Genomic DNA, 23,456 nt, shown 5'->3' on the forward strand with positions numbered 1-23,456 from the left:
GAAGGCTGACCCGTGTCCGTCACCCCGTTCAGGTCTTGCGGTCGCGGAAGCGTAGCAGCATCGCCCGCACCGCCAGCCCCGGCAACGCGAGGGCGCATTTGGCATAGCGTCCAGCCAGGCGTCCCGGGTCCAGCATCATCCGCCACACCCATTCCATCGCGATCCGGCGCACCCATTTCGGCGCCCGCTGCTGGGTCCCGGCAAAATAATCCAGTCCCGCCCCGATTGAGGCAAAGCCCACCTCGGGCGCGACCCGACGGCCCGCCGCGGAGAAACTCTCCTGCTTGGGCGCCCCCAGCGCGACAAAGCACAGACGCGCGCCAGAGTCCGCGATCTGCTGCAACATCTCTTCGGCCTGCGGCCCGACCGGGTCGAATCCCATCGGCGGCGCGATCTGGCAGACCACCTTCAGGTCGCGCACCTCGCGCTCGAGGTATTCCGCCGCCGCCTCCAGCACCGGTCGGGACGATCCGAACAGCGCAACGGTCACGCCCTGCGCCGCCGCGATCTGCGCCAACGGCATGATCGCCTCGGATCCCGGGATCAGTGACACGGGCCGCCCCGCCAGCCGCGACAGCCAGACGATCGGATAGCCATCGGCCACAACGAAGTCCTGTGCGGCATAGATCGTACGGAAACTGTCCGAACCGCGCAGCTTGACGATATGATCGAGGTTGATCGTGGCCAGCGAAAAACCGGCACGGCGGGCAAACCGCTCGCGCACCCGTGCCTCCAGCACGGCCCATGTCGGCACGTTCACGACAACCGTGTCATCGCCAAATCGGAATTCCATAACGGCACCCTGTTCCCCCGCCCGCAGCAATAGCCTGTTCCCGCGACATTCGCAGTGACCTTTCCACAATAGTTTTGCCCTTTTTGAAATCACTGGTGCCGCGCTGCCGCAATTTCCCGGTGCACGTCGAAATATGGCCATGTTTAAGTGTTCTATCTTTGCGGAAACACAGGCGGGCCAAGGGTGGCACAGTGAATTCGAGCAAGTCGGAGTCGGGCGCGGGTCAAGGCGCGCAGGCCGGGCAGGTCGTGTTGCTGGGCTGTGGCTTTGTCGCGGATCTCTACATGCGTTCGCTGGCCGCCATGCCGTGGATCAGCGTTGCCGGCGTCTGGGACCATGATCCCGACCGGTTGCGCGTATTCTGCGACTTCTGGGGATTGCCGGTCCGCGACAGCCTGGCGGACCTTCTGGACCGCGCGCCGGGCGCGCTGGTGCTCAACCTCACCAATCCCCGCGCCCATTTCGAAACCTCGCGCGCCTGCCTTCAGGCGGGCCGTCACGTCTATTCCGAAAAGCCTCTGGCCATGACGCTGGAGCAGGCCAAAGAGCTGCACAAGCTGGCCCGGGACAAGGGGCTGGCACTCGCCTCGGCGCCCTGTTCCGCACTGGGCGAGGCGGCACAGACCCTGGGCCACGCCCTGCGCACCGGCGTCGCCGGCAAGCCCCGAGCCATTTACGCCGAACTGGACGACGGGTTCATCCCGCAGGCCGCCTATCACAAGTGGCTGTCGGATTCCGGCGCCCCCTGGCCCTACGAGGATGAATTCCGCGTCGGGTGCACGATGGAACACGCGGGCTATTACCTGACCTGGCTAATCTCGTGGTTCGGACCGGTGCGCACCGTGGTCGCCGCCTCTGCCGAGACGATCCCCGACAAGGAGGGGACGGGTCCCTTTGCGCCGGACCTGTCGGTGGCAATGCTGTTCTTTGACAACGGGCCGGTCACCCGGCTGACCTGTTCCATCACCGCGCCGCACGATCACCGTATCCGCGTCTTCGGAGACAAGGGCGTGCTGTTCTGCAATGCCGCATGGGACAACGCGGCCAAGGTGAAATTTGCCCGCCGCCTGACGCTGCGGCGGCGCCAGATCGAACATCCCTTGCCCCGCACCTTGCGCCTGCCGCAACCCACGCACCCCAAGGTCACGCGCTGGGGAGCCGCCGCGATGAACTTCATGCTGGGCCCCGCCGAGGTGCTGGGCGCACTGCAAGAGGGCCGCCCCTGCCGCATTTCGAACGATTTTGCCCTGCACTTGACGGAAGTCTCGCTGGCGATCCAGAACGCCGGTGAAACGACAGGCGCCCAGACCATGACCACGACCTGCGAACCAATGGAACCGATGCCGTGGGCAAGTTGACGGTTGTCATCACCGGTGCGGGCGGCTTTCTCGGCCGCGCCTGCGTGGCAGAGGCGCGACGCCGGGAACTGCCTGTCCTTGCGTTGTATCGCAGCACCCTGCCGGCGGATTGGGCCGGGGACGCAGGGATCACGCCGCTGCAACTGGACCTGACCGCCCCCGATGCCGCAGACCGCCTGCGCGCGGCCCTGCCCGGGGACTGTGCCATCATCCATGCCGCGGCCCACCTGGGCGGCGACCCGGCTGCAGTCGCCCGCGACACATTGAGCGCGACCCGAACGCTGCGCGAGGTCTGGCGGGACAGCGCTGCTCGGCTTGTGCTGATCTCGTCGCTTGCCGTCTACGATACCGACGCGCTGTCGCCGGGCGAGGCGCTGAGCGAAGCCAGCCCGCTGATCCCGTTGCCCGATGCGCCGGAACAGGCCCGCGACGCCTATGCCGGGTCAAAGCGGCTGCAAGAAGCGCTGTTCCTCAGCGACGCCGGCTTTGAAGACGGCTGGATCCTGCGGCCAGGCGCGCTTTGGGGGCCGGGGCGGACGTGGCACGGGATGCAGGGGTTCTGGGCGTCCAAGCTCTTTGTCACCATCGGGTCGCACGGCGAACTGCCGCTGGCGCATGTGGACCTTTGTGCCGAAATCGCCGTCGAGGCCGCGCACGCGCCCACCTCCGGTCCCGGCATCGTCAATGTCTTTGACGACGACCGCCCCACCCGCGCGCGTTTCCTGCGCGCGCACAGGCGCTGTTTCGGCTGGCCGCGCCTGAACGTGACGGTGCCCTACCGGGCCTGGCTGGCGCTGGCGCGCCTGTTGAAACCCGTCTCCGGCCATCTGCCTGGCCTCTTCCGAGAGAGCATCCTGCGGGCACGGCTCATGCCGCTGCGCTACCCCAACACCCGGATGCGCAGCGCCTTTCCGGGCGAGGACGTCGATACCTTCGAGGGATTGATGGCCCGCGCGGCAGAGGATCGCGCATGAGCTTGCCGAAACTGGCCTATCTGACGGGCGAATACCCCCGCGCCTCCGACACCTTCATCCAGCGCGAGGTTGCCGCCCTGCGCGCTCTCGGGCACGAGGTCGAAACCTGTTCGATCCGCACAACCGGGGCCGAACATCTTGTCGGGCCGGAGCAGCGCGAGGAACACGCCCGGACCTACAAGGTGCTGGATGCGGCGAAGAACCCGCTGACCCTGCTGCGTGCGCATCTGCGTTGGATGCGCCGCCCGGGCCGCTACCTGGCCGCGCTGAAACTGGCCTGGCGGACAGCGCCCAAGGGCGTGAAAGGCCGACTTTACAACCTGAACTATTTTCTCGAAGCCGGGGTGCTGGCCGCCCATCTCGCGGATCTGGGCATCGACCACCTGCACAACCATATCGCCAAAGCCTCCTGCACGGTGGCCATGCTGGCCTCGGAAATGTCGGGCATTTCCTACAGTTTCACCATCCACGGCCCGGACATCTTCTTTGAGCCGCACCACTGGCGCATCGACGAAAAGGCGGCCCGCGCCACATTCGTTGCCTGCATCTCGGACTATTGCCGGTCGCAGCTGATGTGTTTTGCCGATCAAACCCACTGGGACCGTTTTCACATCGTGCATTGCGGCGTCGATCCTGACCGCTATTCCCCCAGCCCGCACGCAGGCCCGGACACGCACCTGCTGTTCGTCGGGCGGCTGGCCGGGGTCAAGGGCGTGCCGATCCTGATCGAGGCGCTGCGCCGGATCGCGCCGGACACGCCCAACCTGCGCGTGACGATCATCGGCGACGGCCCCGACCGCGCCGCGCTGGAGGCGCAGGCACAGGACCTGCCCGTCACGTTCACCGGCTACCGGTCGCAATCCGAGGTCGCGGACGCCCTGGCGACGGCGGATCTCTTTGTTCTGCCCAGTTTCGCCGAAGGCGTGCCCGTGGTCCTGATGGAAGCGATGGCCTCTCACGTCCCGGTCATCACCACCCGCATCGCCGGAGTGCCGGAGCTGGTGGCGCATGACACCTCGGGCCTGCTGGTGGCACCCGGTGACGCCGAGGGGCTGCGGGACGCCATCAAGGCCCTGATCGACGATCCCGGGCGGCGCCAGCGGATGGGCCTGGAAGGCCGCGCCAAGGTCGAGGCCGAATTCAACATCACGCGCGAGGCGGGCTGGCTCTCGACGCTGTTCCGTGGCTATGCCGCCGGGTCGCCGCCGCAGGGGAAACGCCCATGACGCCCGTCGATGTGGTCCTGATCGGCCGCAACGAGGGCGCGCGGCTGGTGGCCGCGCTGACCTCTGTCCAAGGGCAGGCGCGCGAGATCGTCTACGTCGACTCCGGCTCGACCGACAACAGCCCGGCCGAGGCGCGCGCCGCTGGCGCCAAGGTGGTCGAACTGGACATGTCCACGCCCTTTACCGCCGCCCGCGCCAGGAACGCCGGATTCGAGGCGCTGTCCCAGCCGCGCATCGTCATGTTCATTGATGGCGACTGCACCCTGCAGCCCGGCTTTCTCGAAGCCGCCCGCGCGCATCTCGAGGCGCATCCGCGCCTTGGCCTCGTCACCGGCTGGCGGTCGGAAATCCACCCGGACGCCTCGGTCTACAACGCGATCTGCGACTGGGAATGGCATCGCCCCGCCGGGCCGATCCGGGCCTGCGGCGGCGACATGATGGTGCGGGCAGCGGCCTGGAGGGGCGTGGGCGGCATGAACCCCCGCGTGATCGCCGCCGAGGATGACGAGTTCTGCACCCGCCTGCGCAAGGCCGGCTGGCAGCTGGAACGCCTGCCGCTGGAGATGACGCGCCATGACGCGGCCATGCTGCGTTTTGGCCAATGGTGGCGTCGGGCGGTGCGCACCGGCCACGGGTTTGCACAGGTGGGCCACCTGCACCCCGAGTATTTCCGGACAGAACGCCGCCGTGTCCTGACCTTTGCCCTTGTCCTGCCGCTGCTATTCCTGGCCGGGTTCCTCACCACGTCCTGGATCAGCGCACTTGTCCTGCTGATGTACGGCTACAGCCACTTCCGCTCGATCCGGGGGCTGCACGCCGACGGGTTACCGCCCGGACAGGCGCACCGGCTGGCCCTGCTGCTCACCCTGTCGAAATTCCCGAACCTGATCGGCATGGCGCGGTTCCACGCCCGGCGGCTTGCTGGCGATAACATGCGGATTATAGAATACAAATGAGGGTTCAACCCATGTCCACCCCCATCCGTGTCGGCCTGATCGGGGCCGGCTACATCGCAGACTGGCACGCTGACGCCCTGCGCGCGACCCCGGGCGTCAAGGTCACGGCGGTCTGTGACAAGCGCGACAGCGCCGCCCAAGCCCTGGCAGAGCCGCTGGGCGCGAGGGTGTTCACAACTGTCGCCGAGTTGATCGATTCGAAGGCCTGCGATGCCGTACACATCCTGACACCGCCAGATATACATAAGGATATAGCGACTCAGTGCCTCACCGGCGGGCTGCACGTGCTTGTGGAAAAACCTGTGGCTGAATCCGGTGAAGAGACCGAATTCATCCACAGGACAGCGATTGCGGGAAACCGCAAATTCCACGCCGGGCACAACTTTCTTGGCCTGCCATCCTATGTCCGCATGAAAGAGGCGCTGGCCGCCGGGGACTATGGCCGCGTCTTCTCGGCAGAGATCACCTGGGCACTGCCGCTGGCGCCACTGCGGTCGGGTCCGTTCAACCTTTGGCTCTTGCGTGAGCCGAAGAACCTGCTGCTGGAACTGGGGCCACACCTCGTGGCCTTCGCGCAGGACCTGTTCGGTGACATCGAGATCCTGCACGCCCATGCCACGCACCCCGTGATGCTGCCGGGCAAGGACCCGCGCCCGCAGGGGTTCCGAATCCTGGCCCGCGCCGGTCAGGTCGAGATCACCTTTACACTGGCAATGGTGGAAACCATCGACGACCGTTCCGTCACCCTGCGCGGCTCCTCTGCCCGGGCGCGGCTGGACTTTGCCCAGGACGTGCTGGTGGTCGAACGGGAAAATGCCGCCGACCTCGTCGCCAACCCGCTGAAGAAACAGATGGAACTGTCCCGCCAGCATCGGCGTGAGGGTCTGGCGAACGCCTGGACACAGCTCCGCTCGCTTAACACCCGAAATCCCTATGGCCTGTCTTTCCGGGGCATGACCGCCGCGATCTATGGCGCGCTGGCCGAAGGCAAACCCCAGGATCCCCGCTTTTCCGGGGAAAGCGCGGTCAAGGTCATGCGCACCGTCGATGCGATGATCGCGAAACTGCCCCCCGAGATCCTGAAGACCGCCGCCCCTGCGGTGCAGACCCGACACCCAAAACCGACCGCCATGGTCATCGGCGGCACCGGCTTCATCGGGCGCGCCCTGACCCGGCGGCTTGTGGCCGATGGACGCGAAGTGCGGGTGCTGTCGCGCGGGAATACTGGCCCCTTCCCCGATCTGACAGACAACGTCGAGACGGTCTCTGCCTCGCTGCATGATCTCGATGCGCTGACGGTGGCGATGCAGGGGATCGAGGTGGTCTTCAACCTGGCCAAGTCGCTGGACGACACCTGGGCCGGCTGCCTGAAGAACGATGTCGGCGTGGCGCTGCGGATCGCGATGGCAAGCGAGAAGGCGGGCGTGAATCGGCTGATCTACACTGGCACAATCGCCAGCTACGACATGTCCGATCCAAACGTGCAGATCACCGAGGACACGGGCTTTGCCGAGGACATGACAGATCGCAACCTCTACGCCCGGTCCAAGGCGGAATGCGAACGCAAGCTGCTGGAGCTGCACCGGGACCGGGGCCTGCCGCTGGTCATTGCGCGCCCGGGAATCGTCGTTGGTCACGGCGGGCCGCTGCAACACTGGGGCATCGGGCGCTGGCATGGTGCAGGGGCGGTGCGCATCTGGGGGCACGGCCGCAACATCCTGCCTTTCGTTCTGATAGACGACGTGGCGGACGGGCTGGTGCGGATGATCGACGCGCCCGCCATTGGCCAGAGCTTCAACCTGGTGGGCGAGCCGATGTTTTCGGCCCGGGGCTATTTCAATGCCATCGAACAGGCCCTGGGGGCACGGATTCGCGTTGTTCCGGGAAATCTGAATGCCTTTTACGCCTCGGACGCGGTGAAATACCTGCTCAAGAAATATGCCCTGCGGCGGCAGGGCGTCATTCGTCCCTCGCTGGCCGACTGGAAAAGCCGGGCGCATTTCTCACCCTTCGTGAACATGCGGCCCAAGGAGGTGCTGGGCTGGCAGCCCGAGACCGACAAGCACCGTTTCATCGAAGAGGCGACCACCAAGGCCAACCTCTTTGGCTTTTGACACCGCGAGGTCCGTCAACAATCCCTGTGTTTCCACCTTATTCTGGCCAGAATTGGCTGTTTTAACGACAATCGACCGGGTCTCCTTCTGGCGGCCCCGAACACGGAAAACTGAATCGCACCCCGCACGTTGGCGGGACACAAGGGAATCATGGTGTGCGCAATCGGCACGCGCCGCCCGGAAAGCTGCGGAGCAAGGGTCATGAACATGATGGACAGCCCAAAATTCCGGCGCAAACGCACTTCCGCCACGGGGTCCGCACGCCCCGTGGCCCAACAACCTGATTCCGTGCCCCAACTGGACGAGACTGCTCAAGAGGTCGCCCGGAAACACGACGCCGCCGCGGATCAAGTCCGGTCGGTTGCAGACAAGGCGAAGGCCCGCGAAAAGGCACAGGAAAGGGCTCGCCGCCGCGCGGAAATCGAAGCGATGGCAAGGGCAGAGGCGTTGCGACGGGTCGAGGCCGCGCGCGCCCGACGCGAAGCAGAAGCCCGCCAAGCCGCTGAACGCGCCGAGGCTGAGGCAGCATTGCAGGCCCAGAAAGAGGCCAAACAACGCGCGGCGGAGGAACGCGCTGAAGAGGCGCGGCGGAAGTCAGAGGCAGAGCGGGCCGAGGCCGCGCACCGTGCCGAACAGGAAAAGCGAGCCGAACAGGCACGCTTGGCCGATGCCAAGGCCGCAGAGGCCGCGCGCCGCGCGGAGGAAGAGCGCCTTGCACGGGAGCGCACCAAAGTACCACGGGACTTGCCCCCGCTGGCGCTGACGGAGATGGTCCCGGTGACGGACCGGCCGACAGGCACGCCGGCCTCGGCGCGGCCACCACAGCAGCCGGACCCGGCTGCCTCCGCTTGGGCCGGGCTGTCGGAAATGACGGTCGACAAGGCCCACCTCGACCGGAACCGCATCATCACCGCCAGCCGCGATGATCCTGCCCATGCGGCCTTTGACGTGCTGCGAACGCGTCTCTTGCAGGCCCTGCACGAAAACGGCTGGCGCCGCGTGGCAATCACATCTCCCGGCAAGGAATGCGGCAAGACCTTCACCGCCGCCAATCTGGCCATCAGCCTGTCGCGGCAGGAGAACTGCCGTACCTTGCTGCTGGACCTCGACATGCGCCGGCCCAGCCTGCACAAGATCCTGGGCGTCTCCGATCCCGGATCGCTGGGAGACATGCTTCGCGGCATGACCGCGCCGGGCGATCACCTGCTGCGGATGGGGCGCAACCCGGTCAACGCCGGGCGCAACATCGCCTTTGGCCTCAACAACCGGCCCGAGGCCTATGCCTCGGAACTGCTGCAGGACCCGCGCGCCGAGACCTGCCTGCACCGGATCGAGGACGAATACGATCCCGACGTCGTTTTGATCGACCTGCCCCCGGCCCTGTCCTACGACGACGTGATCGCCGCGCGGCCGCTGTTCGATGGCGTTCTGCTGGTGATAGGCGGCGGATTGACGACGGAAAAGGAAATTGCCGAGGTTGAACGGCGCCTGGGTGATGGCACCCCGATCCTGGGGATGATCCTGAACAAGGCCGAGGGCACCGAACTCGACCGCTACAGTTATTGAGGCCGGGCGCCCCCGTGCCCGGCCCGCAAGTGCGCTCTCCAGCTGCAAGGACAGCGCACCCGTACCTCTGACATGTCTCGTGCCTAGCCCCGGATCGCCCGCGGCAGGAACCTTTCGGTGAATTCTGCCAGCACCGGCGAACGATCCCAGAGCAGCTTGAGCCCCAGGCCCAGGATCGCGAAGATTGCCAGCAATTTGCCCAGCATTCTCAGCCCGCCGCCGCGCCGGTCCTGCCGGGTCGTCACCACCGGGATCGCGACCACCGGCTGCACACCCAGCGCCCGCTCCATCTGGGCCGCGCTGCGGATCACCGGGTTCATCGTCTCGATCAGGAAGGCCAGGCCAAGCGCGGCCATCAGGCTTGCCACGCCGCCCATCACCGCCAGCTTCTTGCGGCTGCTCGACACCGGGAATTCAGGCACCAAGGCGGTCTCGAGGACCTCGAAGCGGTCGGTGGCCTTGCGATCCTCCAGCAGTTGCCCCAGTTCGGCCTCGGCCTTGCGACGGGTGATCACGCCGTATTGCTCCTGCAGGCGGGTCATCTCGCGGTCCAGCCGGTTCAGCTCGCGCTCGACCTCGGGCGCCCCCTGGATCTGGGTTTCGATCTGGGCGATCCGCGCCGCGATCAGGGCCTTTTGTTCCCGCAGGGCGGCGATCTGGCGCTCGCGCACCTCGTCCCGGGTCCGGTCGCTGGACGTCTGCAACGTCAGGATCTGCTGATCCAGGTCCAGGTCGGTGTCCCGCAGGCTGCCCAGTTGCGACCGCAGGTCAACCACGCCCGTGGGAAGCTGTTCTGCGTTCAGGCGCTTGAACTCCGCGATCTCAGCCTCGAGCGCGTCGATTTCGGCGCCCACGCGCGTCTCTTCGGCGGCGAAGAACTCCAGCGTGTCGCGGGCGCGGCTTGCGCTGCGGTCGCGCGACTGGTCGATCACCGATTGCATCAACTCGTTGGCGACGTCCGCTGCCTTTTGCGCATCGTCCAACTGCACGGAGATCATCAGGCCGGACGGCGCGTTGCCGCCGGGTGCAAAGCTCTGCTCTTGGCCAACAAGCTGTTGAATACGCACTGAATCCCGCAGACGTCCAACGCGCTCGCTCATGGTCATGGTCGGGTCGGCGCTGAACAGCGCGTGTTTCTCCATGATCCGCACAAGGTTGTCCCGGGCCGTCAGGCGCTGCTCGATCAGGCGGACCCGGCGGGCAGCGTCATTGGTCGCGGCCAGCGCCCCGGCCAGTTGGTCGGGCACCTGCGCGTCCTCGATCTGAACAATCGCCGTCGCCTCGAAAACCTTGGCCTGCCCCATTGCGTAGTAGAGCGAGGCGAGACAACCCAGGAACGTGACCACCAGGATCAACAGGGCACGACGCTTGAGGGCGGCGAACACTTCGCCGGTCGACTGGAACTGACTCATTTCAACTCTCCCGCAAAACCGCCCCCGGTGCGGAGACAGCGCGAACGTGTTTTACCCCGAAAGCGCCATCTTCAGGCCGCAATCTAGCAATGCCGCCCAAATTTCGCCACGACCTGACCAAGGAAAAGCCGGAAACAAAGCGTGTCCAGGTTGCGAACTGGCGCCATGTTTTCGCCTCATTTCCGGCAGTTTGCAGGGCTTCACCGGCCAATTGTGGCAAATCCGTGTCCTAGCGTCGGGAGATGTCCGCCGGGATGGCGCTCAGCGACAGAATCAGCCCGGCCCCGAATACCTGGCGCAGAGGCAGGTCCGCCCGGGATTCGGGCGGAATTGAGGCAACTTCGGGATGGTCAGTGAACCGGGCAAGGCCCTGCGCAAGATCCACCTGCAATCCGTGAAAGCCAAAGGCCTGTGCGGCCAATGGATAATGCGCCTTGTAGGCGGCCTCCTTCGCCGAGAACAGGCGCTTGGCCCGGGCCGCCCGAAGGTCTGCGGGCACAAGGGCCAACTCTTCTGGCAGGCAGATCTCGGGGATCAGGTCCTTAGCCAGGGGGGCATCACTTTCGATGTCGATGCCCAGGCTGCGAAAGTTATCAACCCGCGCTACGACGCCCAGGCAGATGCCCGCGGCATGGCTGATACTGCCAACCAGCCCCTTGGGCCAAACGGGCGCGCGGTCGGGGCCCATCGGGATTGCGGCATCCGCCAAATCCAGCTGCGCCATCGCGCGGCGGGCCGCTAGGCGACCGGCGGCGAACTCTGCGCGCCGCTCCGGTCGGGCGCGGGCGATGGCCGCCTCCTCTTCCGGATACAGGTCTCCCTCACCGGGGACGGCCAGGCCCCAGCCCACACCGCGCGAGAGCCCGATCTGGCGAACAAGGCGTTCCAGTTCGACTGCCGACACGATGTTCAGACCCGGCGCCGGGCGCGCATTTCACGCCGTCGCGCCATCGCCTCGCTGCGAGACCACGCCCTGTCCGATGTCGCGTCAACGGGCATAGGCCCGGGTTTCGGCGCAACGGGCGCTGCGGGCGCGCGCACCGGCCCCTCCGCCAATCCGGCCACGCGCGCGGCAAGATCCGCAAGGACCGGGAAACGGAAGATGTCGGTGATCGACAGGGTCGCGGCGCCCAGTTCCTCGCGGATCGCCCGATGCGCCTGAACCGCCAGCAGGGAATGCCCGCCGAGGTCAAAGAAATTGTCCCGGGAGGAAGGCGCGACGCCCAGCGTACGCTGCCAGATCGCGGCAACCGCGGCCTCGACCTGCGCGGCATCCCCTTCCGCGGCCGAAATCGCCGGGGCAATCGGCGGCGATGCCGATTTCGCTGCCACTGCCTGCGGTGCGGGTAGCGCCTTGCGGTCGACCTTCTTGTTGGGGGTCAGCGGAAAGGAGTCTAGGTGCACGAAGCGTCCGGGCACCATGATGCCGGGCAGATCACGGGCCATTGCGGCCTTGACCGCAGCCTCATCCTTGGCCGCACCCGTGTAATAACCCACCAGTCGCACATCACCAGGCACATCCTCACGCGCCATGACGACGGCCTGCGTGACCCCGGCGATTGCCTCCAGGCAGGCCTCGATCTCGCCCAGTTCGATCCGGTGTCCGCGGAGTTTCACCTGGTGATCCACCCGACCGACAAAATCGATCCGACCGTCAGCGCGCCTCCGCACCAGATCGCCGGTACGATACATGCGCCCAGCGTGAAACGGGTTGGCGACGAACCGTTCCGCCGTCAGGTCGGGGCGGTTCCAATAGCCGCGCGTCACACCTTCGCCGCCGATCCAAAGTTCGCCCTCCTGCCCCACGCCCACCGGGGCGCGGTTCTCGTCGAGGACATAAAGCTGCTGATTGGCCAGTGGCAGGCCGATATTGACCACCGGCTCATCCGGATCGGCGCGCGTGCAGGAAGACCAGATCGTCGTTTCCGTGGGCCCGTACATGTTGGTGACCGTGGCCTGGGTAATCTGGGCAAACTCCTTGACCAGCGCGCCGGGCAAGGGCTCTCCACCAAGGTATACATGTTGTACACCCTTGAGGGCAAAGCGCGCCTCGTCGTTCATCACGATCATCCGGGCCATCGAAGGCGTGCATTGCAGATGCGTCACACCATGTCGCACGATCTGCGCCGCGATCGAGAAATCGTCCGGTGCAAGCTCCGTTTCTCCGCCCGCGCTGGCGACAACCTCGGCCAGAGGTTTCAGCCCGTCCAGCACGGTCTCGCGGTCGATGCCATAGTCGATGAGACAGGCGATTTCCGTGACGCCGATAGCCTGCACCTCCTCGGTGCGCTTCAGCGCGTCATCGACCGTGCCGAACAAGCCGCTTTCGTTGAAATAGCGCTCGAAGGCAAAGTCCAGAATCGCCTCCAGTTCCTCGGCCTCCAACCCGTCAAGCTGCAGGTCAAAGGCGTTGGACACCCCTTCAGGCCGCTTGAACGCCGGAAAGGCCCAGGCGTATTGCTTGATCAGCCCGGCGGCAGAGCGCAGGTAGTCCTTCATCGGCGCGCGCGCGATCTCGCGGGCGTGGTCGCGGCTGTCGCTGAGGAACGTGTGCAGCATCAGCGTGACCTTGAAGTCCGCCGGATCGTGCCCGGCCTCGCGCAGGGCCGCATGGTACAGCTTGATCTTGTCGCCGACCTCTTCGACCGACTGGCCCAGAAGATGCGTCAGCACATGGCACCCCGCCGCCCCGGCCTCTTGCCAGGTCTTGGGATTGCCGGCGGTCGTCACCCAGACCGGCAGATCCTTCGACACCGGGCGCGGCTGGGTCACGATCTCGTGGATCGAACCGTCCTTGCGCGGGAACCCTACTGCCTCGCCACGCCACAGCTTTCGCAAGGTCTCAAGGTCGCGCAGCATGGCAGGCTTGTTCTCGGGCGGGGTGTTCTCGGGGCGCAGCACGAAATCGTCCGGCTGCCAGCCAGAGGCAATCGCCATGCCCGCACGTCCGTTTGTCAGGTTGTCGATCACCGCCCATTCCTCGGCGATCCGCGCGGGATGGTGCAGGGGCGCCACGACCGATCCGGCGCGCACGCCGATGTTCCTGGTCGCACCGGCAACGGCGGCCCCGGTCACGCTGGGATTCGGATAGGGGCCACCAAAGGCATGGAAATGACGTTCCGGCGTCCAGACGGCGACAAAGCCGTTCCGGTCGGCGAATTTCGCCCCTTCCAGCAGCAGGGCGTACTTGTCCCGCCCGGCCCCATCGTCGTTGCCCCAGTAGTACAGCGAGAACTCCATGCCCTCTCCGCGCGGCATCGGCCCCTTTGAGATCAGCGCCCGGTCCTCGTCCCCGGTCAGAACGACGGTCAGTCCGCGCGCAGTGGTCCAGAAGAGTTCCAGCACCGAGATGTCGAAGGACAGCGAGGTGACGGCCAGCCAAGTGCCACCGTCGTGCGGGATGTGCGCGTCCATCCCTGTATAAAAGTTGCATACATTGCGATGCTCGACCATCACGCCCTTGGGTCTGCCCGTCGATCCGCTGGTATAGATCAGGTAGGCAAGATCCGCTGGTCCGCTGGTGTCGGGCAGGTTTTCGACGGGCTGCGCGGCAAGACGTGGTTCGGCGTCCAGCACCAGCAACTGCGCGTCATGGCGCGGCAGGCCGGGTTCCACCGAGGCCTGCGTGACGATCACCTGCGCGCCGCTGTCCTGAACAAAATGCTGCAGACGGTCCGATGGGTAGGCCGGATCCACTGGCAGGTAAGCGCCCCCGGCCTTGAGGATCGCCAGCGCGCCAACCATCAGGTCGATCGACCGCCGGCAGCAGAGGCCGACCACCTTTCCCGGCGCCACGCCCATCTCGCGCAACAGATGCGCGGCGCGATTGGCGCGGGCATTCAGATCCGCATAGGTGAGTTTCTGATCCTCGAAGATCAGCGCCACCGCTTCGGGCGTTGCGGCCACCTGCGCCTCGAAGGCGCGGTGCATCGTCAGGCCGCGGTCATGGCTGGTCGTGGTGGCGTTCCACTGGTTCAGGACCAGGTCGCGCTCTTCCTCGGGCAGGCCCGTGCCGGTGAATTCCAGACGCGCGGCGAACAGTTCCGCCTGCGCAGGCGGCAGGCACCCGGCATCGTAGGAGAGCACCGGCGCGTCATCCAGGATCACGGTCATCACCGTTCCCGGCACATGGCCCGCGCCATCGACAGCAACGCCAATCTGCGGCACCTCGGGCCAGGTCAGCTCTGGCGCGCGGGCAGGCAGGTCCGTGGCCCAGGGCTGTGGCCTGGCCGTCGAACCGGTACGCAGCGGCGCCCAGGGCGCGACCAGACCGCTTTCCGCCAATGCCTCCAGCGCGCCGTCGGCCCAGGCAAGGTCTACCGCCTCGCGCCGGCAGAGCGCCTGCGCCCAGCGCATGACCCGCGCCAAGGCCTCGCCAGAAGGCAACGTCAGGGCACGGGTTTCCAAGGCGCATTCGCCTTCGGTCAATCCGCCCAGTGCAGCGGGCCGCCGCTCGGCCAGCACCCGGCGCATCTGCCCGTCGCCCCGTGCGACAGGCGCCATATCGACCTCTGGCGCCGGGCCCAGTATCTCGCCAACGCATGCGATCTGGCCCGCTTCGACTGGCGCGCCGCAGATGCGCGTCAGCCCGGACAGCACCAGCGCGTGTTCCCGGCAGGCCACGGTCAGCCGGTCTTCCGAGACGTCCAGCACCGTGCCCGGTGTCCCGTACCCCTCTGTCAGGCGCGCATGACCAACCCCGAAGAGCGCCCCCCGCGCCCGGATCTTGGCCACGCAAAGCGGGTTCCAATAGGGCCCGTGATCAAGCGCCCGCACCAACCGTTCCAGCTCTACCGCCGGCCGCGTGAAATCCAGCACGCCGTAGCCCCCGGGCCGATCTGCCCGCGCGTGATAACTGCATTGGGTCAGGTCCTGCGCCACACGGACCAACGCGCCGCTTTCCAGCTGGTCCAGCAGCGCCGGGAAAGACTCCATCGCCGCTTCGTAGGCCTTGGTGTTCAGGGTCAGCGCCGTATCCCCCGGCCGGATGTCGAACCCGGCCTGCACGAGGATGTCGCCCTCATCCACCCCGCCCTCGATCAGGTGCCAGGTGACGCCGTGGCGTGTCTCGCCCTCGATCAGCGCCCAGACCGGCGCGTTCAGCCCGGCATGACGCGGCAGGGGTCCATCGTGGAAATTGACCGCGCCCCTGGTGGGCAAGGCCAGCACGTCCTCGGGAATGATCGAGAGGTTGGCGATGGACAGAAGCCAGTCAAACCCGTCCCCCAGACGCGCCGCAAGATCCTTGCCCGGCGTTTCCACCCGCAGGCCACGGCCATCTGCCCAGCGCCGCACGTCCAGGTTATCGGTCACGACCGCAGAGATGGTGTTGCCTCGGTCGAGCGCCATCTCGCCACATTGCACCAGCAGTGACTCATTCCCCCAAAGCACGCAGGTCATCGCCATCTCGGTCACTCCGCCTGTGCCTTGGCTGCAACCCGGGCCGTGGCGCGCGCAGCCTCGCGCCGTTCCGGCAAGGGCCGGACCAGTGCCTTGGTGTCATGCAGGATCAGATCGCGCAGGAAATGCGCAGGATCAGCGGGCGGCTTGCGTTGCAGCAACATGCGCAGCCGCCAGACTCCACCGCCAAGCGCGTGCATCAGCGTCGCCAGTGCCGCGTAGCCGCGCCCGTGGTTCTTGGAAAAATAGTGCCAACGGCTGTCCAGCCAGAACCCCGGGATGCGCTGCCATGTCTTCATGCCGGTCGAGACAGAGCCGATATGCGCCACCTCGCTGTCCCGGACGTAATGCGTTTCATGTCCCGCGCGCGCGGCGCGCAGGCACAGGTCGGTTTCCTCGAAATAAAGAAAGAACGTCTCGTCAAAGAGCCCGATTTCGTCCAGCACGCCCTGCCGCATCATGATCGACGCCCCGGCCAGCCAATCCACGCGTTGCGTTGTCTTCGGCACGCCGATGGGCACGGCTTTCTGCCGCAAGGCTCGTGACACCGGGCCGAACCGCATCGCGCCTTCCAGTTCCGACCAGATCGAGGGAAAGCGGAAGGCGGTCACATGCGGTTCGCCATCCTCGCCGTGGATATAGCTGCCCGCGAAACCGGCCATTGGATGCGTCTCAAGGTGGTCGTGCAGGCGCCGGATCGCGCCCCGCGCCGGAAAGGCATCGGAGTTCAGCAGGTAGACGTAATCCGGTATGCCGCCATCGCTCATCCCGGCACGGATGCCGACGTTGTTGCCCGCACCGAAACCGCCGTTCTTTCCCGATTGCAGCAGCCGGACAGGCGCGCCGCGCGCCCAGTCCTCTGTCGCCAGCGCCTGCGCGATACGCTCGAACGACCCGTCACCGGAATCATTGTCCACGATGACCAGTTCCGCATCCATCCCCTGCATCGCCTGCAGGGCCGCGCGGACGGACCGCAGGGTCATCTCTGCCGTACGATAGTTCAGCGATACCACCAGGATCCGCGCCATGCCGCTCACTCCGCCGCGTGGCCGGGAAAGGCCACAACTTCGCCGTGGCCAAAGCTTTTGGCCTCGGCGCTTTCGATCGCCTCGCGCATCAGCCCGGCCAGCGCCCTCACGTTGGGTTCCAGCACCATGCTGTCGTGGTCGCCCGGCACCTCGTGCACCTCGACCCCCGGCACCACCAGGCCCCAATCGTTGTCATGGGTCACATAGGTGCGTTCGCCGTTGACCAGCGCCCCGCCCGAAACCGTCCATTTGCCCGAGAGCGGCGGACGGTACAGCACCACGCGGCCATCCCAGGGCCGCACCTTGTAGGCGGCGATGGCCCGGTAGAAGGCCGCCTCGATCTCGGCGTTGTGGAAGGCATGTTCGGCGCCGGTTTGCCCTGTCTGCCGGCGCTTGGCAAACTCCCAGGCGATGCGGTTCCTTGCCCAGATGAACGGGTAGAGCGGCCCCTTTTCCCTTGCCTGCTGCCACTGGATCATCATCCGGTCGCGCCGCGACAGCGGACGCCGCTGCGGCAATGGCGTGTCCAGCATCACCACCAGCGACACTTCTTCACCTGCAACCTCCAACTGGCGGGCGACCTCGTAGGCGCTGATCCCGCCACCCGAGAAACCGCCGACCATGTAGGGGCCATGCGGCTGTACCTGCCGGATCTCGGCGATGTAGTCGCGTGCGGCCTCTTCGATGGTGTCATGCGGCGCCTCACCCCCGTAGAGGCCACGAGCCTGCACGCCATAGAACGGCCGGTCGCTGCCCAGCAGATGCGCGAGGTGGCGCAGGTTGAGCACGTTGCCGAACATGCCCGCGATCAGAAAGAAGGGCTGCCGCGCGCCGCCGTCACCGTCATGCATGGGCACAAGATGGGTGAACCGGCGCTGCGGCGCTTTCGGGGCGGTTTCGGGGTCGCCTTCGACAGGGCCGATCTGCGCCTCGATCAACGCGGCACAGGCACGGATCGTCGGCGCCTCGAACAGGATGGAAATCGGGAAATCGACGCGAAAGGCCTTTTTGACCATCGCAAACAGCCGCACGGCGATCAGGGAGTGCCCGCCCAGATCAAAGAAACTGTCCTCGACGCCCACATCTGTCACGCCCAGCAGATCCTCCCAGAAGCCGGCCAGCCGGGTCTCGATCTCGCCCTCGGGGGCAACATAGTCGCTGTCCAGTTGCGGACGTTCAAAGGTTTGACCAGACGCGGCCTCGACCACCGAGGCCGCCGTCTGCGCGGTCAGCGCGTCCAAGTCCATGGATGACACCACGACCTGCCGAGCGTCCAGCGCCAGCGCCCGGTGGAAGGCTTCGACACCTTCGGCCGGCCGGATGCCCTGGCTCAGGTTGTGGGCCAGCCGTTCCTCTGCGGGGGAGAGCGGCTGCACGGCATCGCCTTCATCCACTTCCAGTTCTGCCGCCGTCAGCCTCGGTGGCGTCGTCAAGAGCGCGACACGCTCCAGCTTGCGGATCACGAAGCCGGAGATTTCCACCAGCACCGCACCCGTGGGATCGCAAAGCGTGACATCAAAGCTGGCCGTTTCGCCATCGGCCCGGTTGTTGGCGGCATTGCGCACCCAGCTGACCACATTTTCCCCCAGCGGCGCATGGACCCGCACCCGACCATAGCGCACCGGCACCCAGAGGTGCGTCGGCTGGTAGCCCGCGATAAGCTCCATCGCCCAGCCGGTGGCAATGTCCAGCAGCGCAGGGTGCAGCGGCATGTCGGGCGCCGCGGCATCGGCGGGCAAGGACAGATCGGCAATCCCCTCCCCCTTGCCCAACGCGCGGGCATCCAGCACCTTCCAGCTTGGGCCAAAGGCCAGATGCACCTCCTGCGCCGAGGTCAGCTTGGCACCATTGCCATCGAGGCGCGCCGGACAACGCGCCCGGATCGCGCCCAGATCCAGCGGCGCGGGCCGCGCCAGAGGCATCAGCGACAGCGCGCCCTGCGCGGTCAGCGCAAAGCCCTGCCGCCCGTTCAGCGTGGCATCGGCCAGCACGTCGAACCCATAGCCATCGTCGGTACGCGTCAGGCGAATGCGCACATCACGCGCGCCATCATGAGTGACCCGCAAGGGCCGCAGGAAGGTCAGGTCTCGGATTTCGAACCCGCCACTTTCGCCATGCGCCCGCAGCGCCTGCGCCGCCAGCGACAGGTAGCCGGTACCGGGCAGCAGCGCCTCCCCGGCCCGTGTCCGGTGCTGGTCGATGAACCAGTCCGTCTCTGCGTAGCGCGCGGTAAACAACCGGTTGCCGTGACGGTCAAAACTCGCCTCGGCCAGCATGTCCTGCGCGACCGGGGTGACGGGCGGTTTGGGCAGGTCTCCGGTCCGTGCGGCGACAGCCTCGGCCGCCATGCCAACCTCGTTCCAGATGCCCCAGTTGATCGCCACTACGCGCGTCTTGCCGCTGCGCGCGCGGGCAAAGGCATTGAGAAACTCGTTGGCGGCGACGTAATCCACCTGCCCAGCGGGCGCCGTGACGGTCGAGGACGACGAAAACAGCACCATCCAGTCAAGGCTGCCGTCCGGAAAGACCTCTCCCAAGACTTCTGTGCCGTGGATCTTGGGCGTGAACACATCCTCGACGCTGGACGGCGACTTGGCCAACAGCGGCGCATCGTCGATCACGCCCGCGCCGTGGATCACCCCGGTGATCGGGCCAAAGCGGTCCTCGACCGCGCACCGCGCGGCCTGCACCTGGCCCAGGTTGCAGACATCCGCCGCCACCACCATGACCTCGGCACCTGCCTCTTCCAACGCGATGACCGCCCGAATGCGCCGGGCCACCCGGTCCTGCGGCGCGTGACGGCGCAGGTAATCGTCCCAATCCGTCCGGTCGGGCAGCGATTTGCGGGCCATCAGCGCCAGTTTCGCCCCGCGCGACGCAAGATCCCGCGCCAGGGTCAGGCCGATGCCGCCGAACCCGCCGGTGATCAGGTAGGTGCCGCCCTCTTGCACCTCGGGCGCTTCGTTCAGCGCAACGGGTTTCATCACGCGTTCGAACCGTCGATCCCCGCGTAGCGCGGCGATCCGGTCGCCCGGTTCGCTCAACAGGTCCTCCAGCACCCGGGTCGTCAGCGCCTCCATTGCGCGCTCATGCGCGGCCTCCGCCCTGGCGCGGCCCCAGAACGCCGCCTCGACCGGCGCAGGCAAGACCACATCCAGCGTCGTCACGCTGACCCCGGGCAATTCGCGCGGAATCACCCGCGCCGGTCCGGCAACGGTTGCCTTTTCAGGGTAGGGCAGCGGCTCGTCCCGCAGTTGTGCCGCGCCATTTGTCACCACGGTAATCTGCCGGGGGCGCGGCAGGCCCTCGCCCTCGATGGCCTGCGCCAGGAACATCAGGGCGTAAAAACCCTGTTCCTGCACCCGGTGGAAAAAGCTCGACCCGGGGCGGTGGGTTTCGCCCTCTGTCAGCAGCCAGAACTGCCCGATGCGGGTCGGCACCATCCCGCGTGCCGCCAGGTCCTGCACCAGCAGGTCATAGCCCTCGCGCCCACGCTCCGGCGCCAGCACATAGCCCTGGCCCACCCGGGCAAAGGCATCTCCGGGCCGCACCTCGACGACGCTGTGCCCTGCCACGCGCAGCCGGTCCGCCGCCCGATCGGCCAACCCGGCCTCGTCCATGAACATCAGCCAGACCTGCGGCGCGGCATCGGACAGGCCATCGACCACATCCACCTCGACCGGGGCAGAGCGCGGCCGCCATACCGGCTGCCAGCCCCACTCTCCGATCTCATCGTTGCGCATCAGATAGCCGGGCGCCTTCGCCGCCGCTTCTCCCGGCTCGATGAAATATCGGCTGCGCTGAAAGGCATAGGTCGGCAACACCACGCGGTTGCGCCGCGCCTCGCCCCAGACCTGTGCCCAGTCGATCCCGACGCCCAGCGCCGCCAGCCGACCCAGCACCTCGAACATGTGCTTGTCGTCGGCAATCGCCTCGTCCGGGTGCCGCAACGAGGACAGCACCCGGTTGCCCCCCACCTGCTGCCGCGCCAGCGAGGTCAGCGCCTTGCCCGGCCCGACCTCAAGGAAAACCCGGTTGTCCCTGTCCAGCGTGCCGATGCAATCGGCAAACAGCACCGTGCCGCGCAGGTGCGCAACCCAATACTCAGGGTCGGTCGCCTGCTCCGCCGTCATCAACGCTCCGGTGCGGTTCGAAGTCAGCGGCAACTCGGGCGCCCGCAGCTCGATCCCCTGCAGGTAGGCGCCGAATTCCGCAAGGATCGGCTCCAGCATCCGGCTGTGCGCAGCAATGTCGATGCCGATACGCGTGCATTGAACCTCGCGCCGCTCCAGTTCCGCCTGCAAGGCGTCCAGCGCCGCCTGCGGCCCGGAGGCCACCGAAAGCTCCGGCCCATTCACCGCGCCAAGGTCGAGGTCCTCCCCCAGCAAGGGGCGCAGTTCCTCCGCCGGAAACCCAACCGACAACATGCCTCCGGCGGGCACCGTATCGAACAGCCGCCCGCGCAGGTGGACCAGCCCGATACACTCCTCGAAGGCCATCACACCTGCGACGCAGGCGGCGGTGTTTTCCCCCATCGAATGACCGGTCAGGGCGGCGGGCGTCACGCCCCAGCTCATCCAGAGCTGTGCCAGCGCGTATTCCGTGATCATGATCAGTGGCAGCTGCAGCGAAGGCCGCAACAACTCCTGGTCCGCTGCCTCTTCCGCCCCGCGCTCGGGCAGCCACAGCGCGCGCACCCCTGGCTTCTTCTCTCCTGAAATACTCTCTGCTTCCTCGCCGCCCGCGATCCGGTCGAGGTGTTCCAGCCCCCGGTCCATCCACTCGGCAAAGACCGGCTCCGTCTCGTACAGGTCGCGCGCCATACCCGCGTATTGCGCCCCGCCGCCGGGAAACATGAAGACGACCTCGGGCCGGTCCAGCGCGTCATGGGCAAAGACACGACGCGCATCGCTGCCCTCCAGCAGGCGTGCCGCCTCCTCGTGGTTTTCGGCCACCACCACGCGGCGTTTCTCGAATGCGCGGCGGCCCTCCTTCAGGGTAAAGGCCACATCCGCCAGGTACTGTTCGGGATGCGCGCGCAGATGCGCGGCCAACCTTGCGGTATTGTCCTCCAGAGCGGTCTTGCTACGACCAGAGACCGTCAGGATCTGGAACGGCCAGTCGCTCTCGTCGCCCGGCGCCCGCTCGGGGGCCTCCTGCAGCACCACATGCGCGTTTGTGCCCCCCACACCCAGAGAGTTCACGCCCGCCCGGCGGGGATGGTCGGCACGCGGCCAGTCGGTCAGCCGGTCGTTCACGCAGAAGGGCGAACTCTCGAAATCGATGGCCGGGTTCGGCGCCTCAAAGCCCAGAGAGGGCGGCATCTGCCGATGGTGAAGCGCCAGCGAGGCCTTGATGAGGCCCGCCACGCCGGCCGCCGTATCCAGGTGGCCGATGTTGGTCTTGACCGACCCGATGCGGCAATGCCCCACGGCGGTCGATGTCTCGTGAAAGGCCTCGGTCAGGGCTGCGACCTCGATTGGATCGCCCAGGTAGGTGCCGGTGCCATGGCATTCGACGTAATCCACCGTATCGGCGCTGATCCCGGCAAAGGCCTGTGCCTCGGCCACGGCGCTTGCCTGCCCCTCGACGCTGGGCGCCAGATAGCCGGCCTTTTGCGCACCGTCGTTGTTGACCGCCGACCCCTTGATCACCGCGTAGATGTGATCGCCATCGGCCACCGCATCCGCCAGCCGCCGCAGCACCACGACCCCTGCGCCAGAGCCAAAGACCGTGCCCTTGGCACGGTGGTCGAAGGCGTGGCATTCCCCGTCGGGCGAGAGGACCTCGTTTTCCTTGTAGAGATAGCCGCGCCCCTGCGGCAGTTCGATGGTGACGCCGCCCGCGATGGCCATGTCGCATTCGTCGTTCAAAAGCGCCTGCACCGCGTAATGCGTCGCCACCAAAGAGGTGCTGCACGCGGTCTGCAGGTTGATCGAGGGCCCGTGCAGGTCCAGCACATGGCTGAGCCGCGTCGTCATGAAATCCTTGTCGTTCCCGGTATGGCGCAGCAGGAACATACCGGTGCTTTCCACCAGGTCCGGGTTGGAACAGACGTTGAAATAGAAATACGAACCCATGCCGCAACCGGCAAAGACCCCCACTTGGCCATCAAAGCTGTCAGGCACGTGGCCCGCGTTTTCCAGAGCCTCCCAGGCGGTCTCCAGGAACTGGCGATGCTGGGGGTCCATGATCGCCGCCTCCTTTGGGCTGAACCCAAAGAACTCGGCATCGAAATGGTCAAAACCCTCCAGCGGGGCGGCAAAGGGGACGTAATCGCGGTGACGCATCAACCCGGGGTCTTCGCCCGCTTCGCGCAGTTCGTCCTCGGACAAGCGCCGGATCGAAGAGATGCCGTCACGCAGATTGCGCCAGTATGCGGCGATGTCGGCGGCGCCCGGCAGATGGGCTGCCATGCCCACGATGGCAATGTCGGTTTCGCCGTACTGCTGCGCTGTTTCACCCGTCATGCAGGCCCTCGAAAAAACAAATGCCACCACCCGCAAGTTGCGCGGAACTGCGGCGATTTCCAGTGGAACGCAGCCATTTCGATCCGTCTCCGGGCCGTGCCAACCGATTTCCTGACCGGGGTCTGAACACTGAACCCATCCTTTCGAAACCGCGCCTTG

Annotated in this window: 12 protein-coding genes; 6 read left to right on the forward strand and 6 right to left on the reverse strand. The window is 66.5% G+C overall.

The window, feature by feature from the left end:
• Nucleotides 1-28: 28 nt before the first annotated feature.
• The gene (locus RBB42_RS02160; RefSeq protein WP_305970143.1) at nt 29-793 is read right to left on the reverse strand and encodes a WecB/TagA/CpsF family glycosyltransferase; all 765 of its coding nucleotides are present in this window, start codon (nt 791-793) and stop codon (nt 29-31) included.
• A gap of 191 nt (nt 794-984) precedes the next feature.
• Here RBB42_RS02160 and RBB42_RS02165 point away from each other — a divergent pair, with 191 nt between their 5' ends.
• From RBB42_RS02165 to RBB42_RS02190, 6 genes are all read left to right on the forward strand, one after another.
• Nucleotides 985-2,151 carry a Gfo/Idh/MocA family protein gene (locus RBB42_RS02165; protein ID WP_305970142.1) on the forward strand — a complete coding sequence of 389 codons (1,167 nt, stop codon included), beginning with the start codon at nt 985-987 and terminating at the stop codon, nt 2,149-2,151.
• Nucleotides 2,139-3,125, forward strand: coding sequence for an NAD-dependent epimerase/dehydratase family protein (locus RBB42_RS02170; protein ID WP_305970141.1), 987 nt, complete (start codon nt 2,139-2,141; stop codon nt 3,123-3,125). Before RBB42_RS02165 ends, RBB42_RS02170 begins: the two co-directional genes overlap by 13 nt.
• A complete protein-coding gene (locus RBB42_RS02175; RefSeq protein WP_305970140.1) occupies nt 3,122-4,351 on the forward strand; it encodes a glycosyltransferase family 4 protein in 1,230 nt (409 codons plus the stop codon). The genes RBB42_RS02170 and RBB42_RS02175 overlap by 4 nt, the downstream gene beginning before the upstream one ends.
• Entirely contained in the window at nt 4,348-5,307 is a 960-nt protein-coding gene (locus RBB42_RS02180; protein WP_305970139.1) for a glycosyltransferase family 2 protein, read from the forward strand. The genes RBB42_RS02175 and RBB42_RS02180 overlap by 4 nt, the downstream gene beginning before the upstream one ends.
• A gap of 11 nt (nt 5,308-5,318) precedes the next feature.
• Nucleotides 5,319-7,421, forward strand: coding sequence for an NAD-dependent epimerase/dehydratase family protein (locus RBB42_RS02185; RefSeq protein WP_305970138.1), 2,103 nt, complete (start codon nt 5,319-5,321; stop codon nt 7,419-7,421).
• 288 nt (nt 7,422-7,709) lie between these two features.
• Nucleotides 7,710-8,987 carry a CpsD/CapB family tyrosine-protein kinase gene (locus tag RBB42_RS02190; RefSeq protein WP_305970137.1) on the forward strand — a complete coding sequence of 426 codons (1,278 nt, stop codon included), beginning with the start codon at nt 7,710-7,712 and terminating at the stop codon, nt 8,985-8,987.
• 83 nt (nt 8,988-9,070) lie between these two features.
• Here RBB42_RS02190 and RBB42_RS02195 read toward each other — a convergent pair whose 3' ends face one another.
• The 5 genes from RBB42_RS02195 to RBB42_RS02215 form a co-directional block, all read right to left on the reverse strand.
• Nucleotides 9,071-10,399 carry a GumC family protein gene (locus RBB42_RS02195; RefSeq protein WP_305970136.1) on the reverse strand — a complete coding sequence of 443 codons (1,329 nt, stop codon included), beginning with the start codon at nt 10,397-10,399 and terminating at the stop codon, nt 9,071-9,073.
• A 229-nt stretch (nt 10,400-10,628) separates the two neighbouring features.
• Nucleotides 10,629-11,303, reverse strand: coding sequence for a 4'-phosphopantetheinyl transferase family protein (locus RBB42_RS02200; RefSeq protein WP_305970135.1), 675 nt, complete (start codon nt 11,301-11,303; stop codon nt 10,629-10,631).
• Between the two features lie 5 nt (nt 11,304-11,308).
• Nucleotides 11,309-15,805: a MupA/Atu3671 family FMN-dependent luciferase-like monooxygenase gene (locus RBB42_RS02205; RefSeq protein ID WP_305970134.1), complete on the reverse strand. Its 4,497-nt coding sequence runs from the start codon at nt 15,803-15,805 to the stop codon at nt 11,309-11,311.
• 5 nt (nt 15,806-15,810) lie between these two features.
• Entirely contained in the window at nt 15,811-16,827 is a 1,017-nt protein-coding gene (locus RBB42_RS02210) for a glycosyltransferase family 2 protein (protein ID WP_305970133.1), read from the reverse strand.
• 5 nt (nt 16,828-16,832) lie between these two features.
• On the reverse strand, nt 16,833-23,297 hold the full coding sequence (locus RBB42_RS02215) for a type I polyketide synthase (RefSeq protein ID WP_305970132.1): 6,465 nt from the start codon (nt 23,295-23,297) through the stop codon (nt 16,833-16,835).
• Nucleotides 23,298-23,456: the final 159 nt, after the last annotated feature.

The sequence above is a fragment of the Mameliella sp. MMSF_3455 genome, from assembly GCF_030733205.1.
GTDB lineage: Bacteria > Pseudomonadota > Alphaproteobacteria > Rhodobacterales > Rhodobacteraceae > Antarctobacter.

Bases quoted from the DNA above. Each gene is read 5' to 3' on its own strand.
- RBB42_RS02160 (WP_305970143.1), bottom strand. From the start codon at position 793: ATGGAATTCCGATTTGGCGATGACACGGTTGTCGTGAACGTGCCGACA.
- RBB42_RS02175 (WP_305970140.1), top strand. From the start codon at position 3,122: ATGAGCTTGCCGAAACTGGCCTATCTGACGGGCGAATACCCCCGCGCC.
- RBB42_RS02180 (WP_305970139.1), top strand. From the start codon at position 4,348: ATGACGCCCGTCGATGTGGTCCTGATCGGCCGCAACGAGGGCGCGCGG.
- RBB42_RS02185 (WP_305970138.1), top strand. From the start codon at position 5,319: ATGTCCACCCCCATCCGTGTCGGCCTGATCGGGGCCGGCTACATCGCA.
- RBB42_RS02195 (WP_305970136.1), bottom strand. From the start codon at position 10,399: ATGAGTCAGTTCCAGTCGACCGGCGAAGTGTTCGCCGCCCTCAAGCGT.
- RBB42_RS02205 (WP_305970134.1), bottom strand. From the start codon at position 15,805: ATGGCGATGACCTGCGTGCTTTGGGGGAATGAGTCACTGCTGGTGCAA.
- RBB42_RS02210 (WP_305970133.1), bottom strand. From the start codon at position 16,827: ATGGCGCGGATCCTGGTGGTATCGCTGAACTATCGTACGGCAGAGATG.
- RBB42_RS02215 (WP_305970132.1), bottom strand. From the start codon at position 23,297: ATGACGGGTGAAACAGCGCAGCAGTACGGCGAAACCGACATTGCCATC.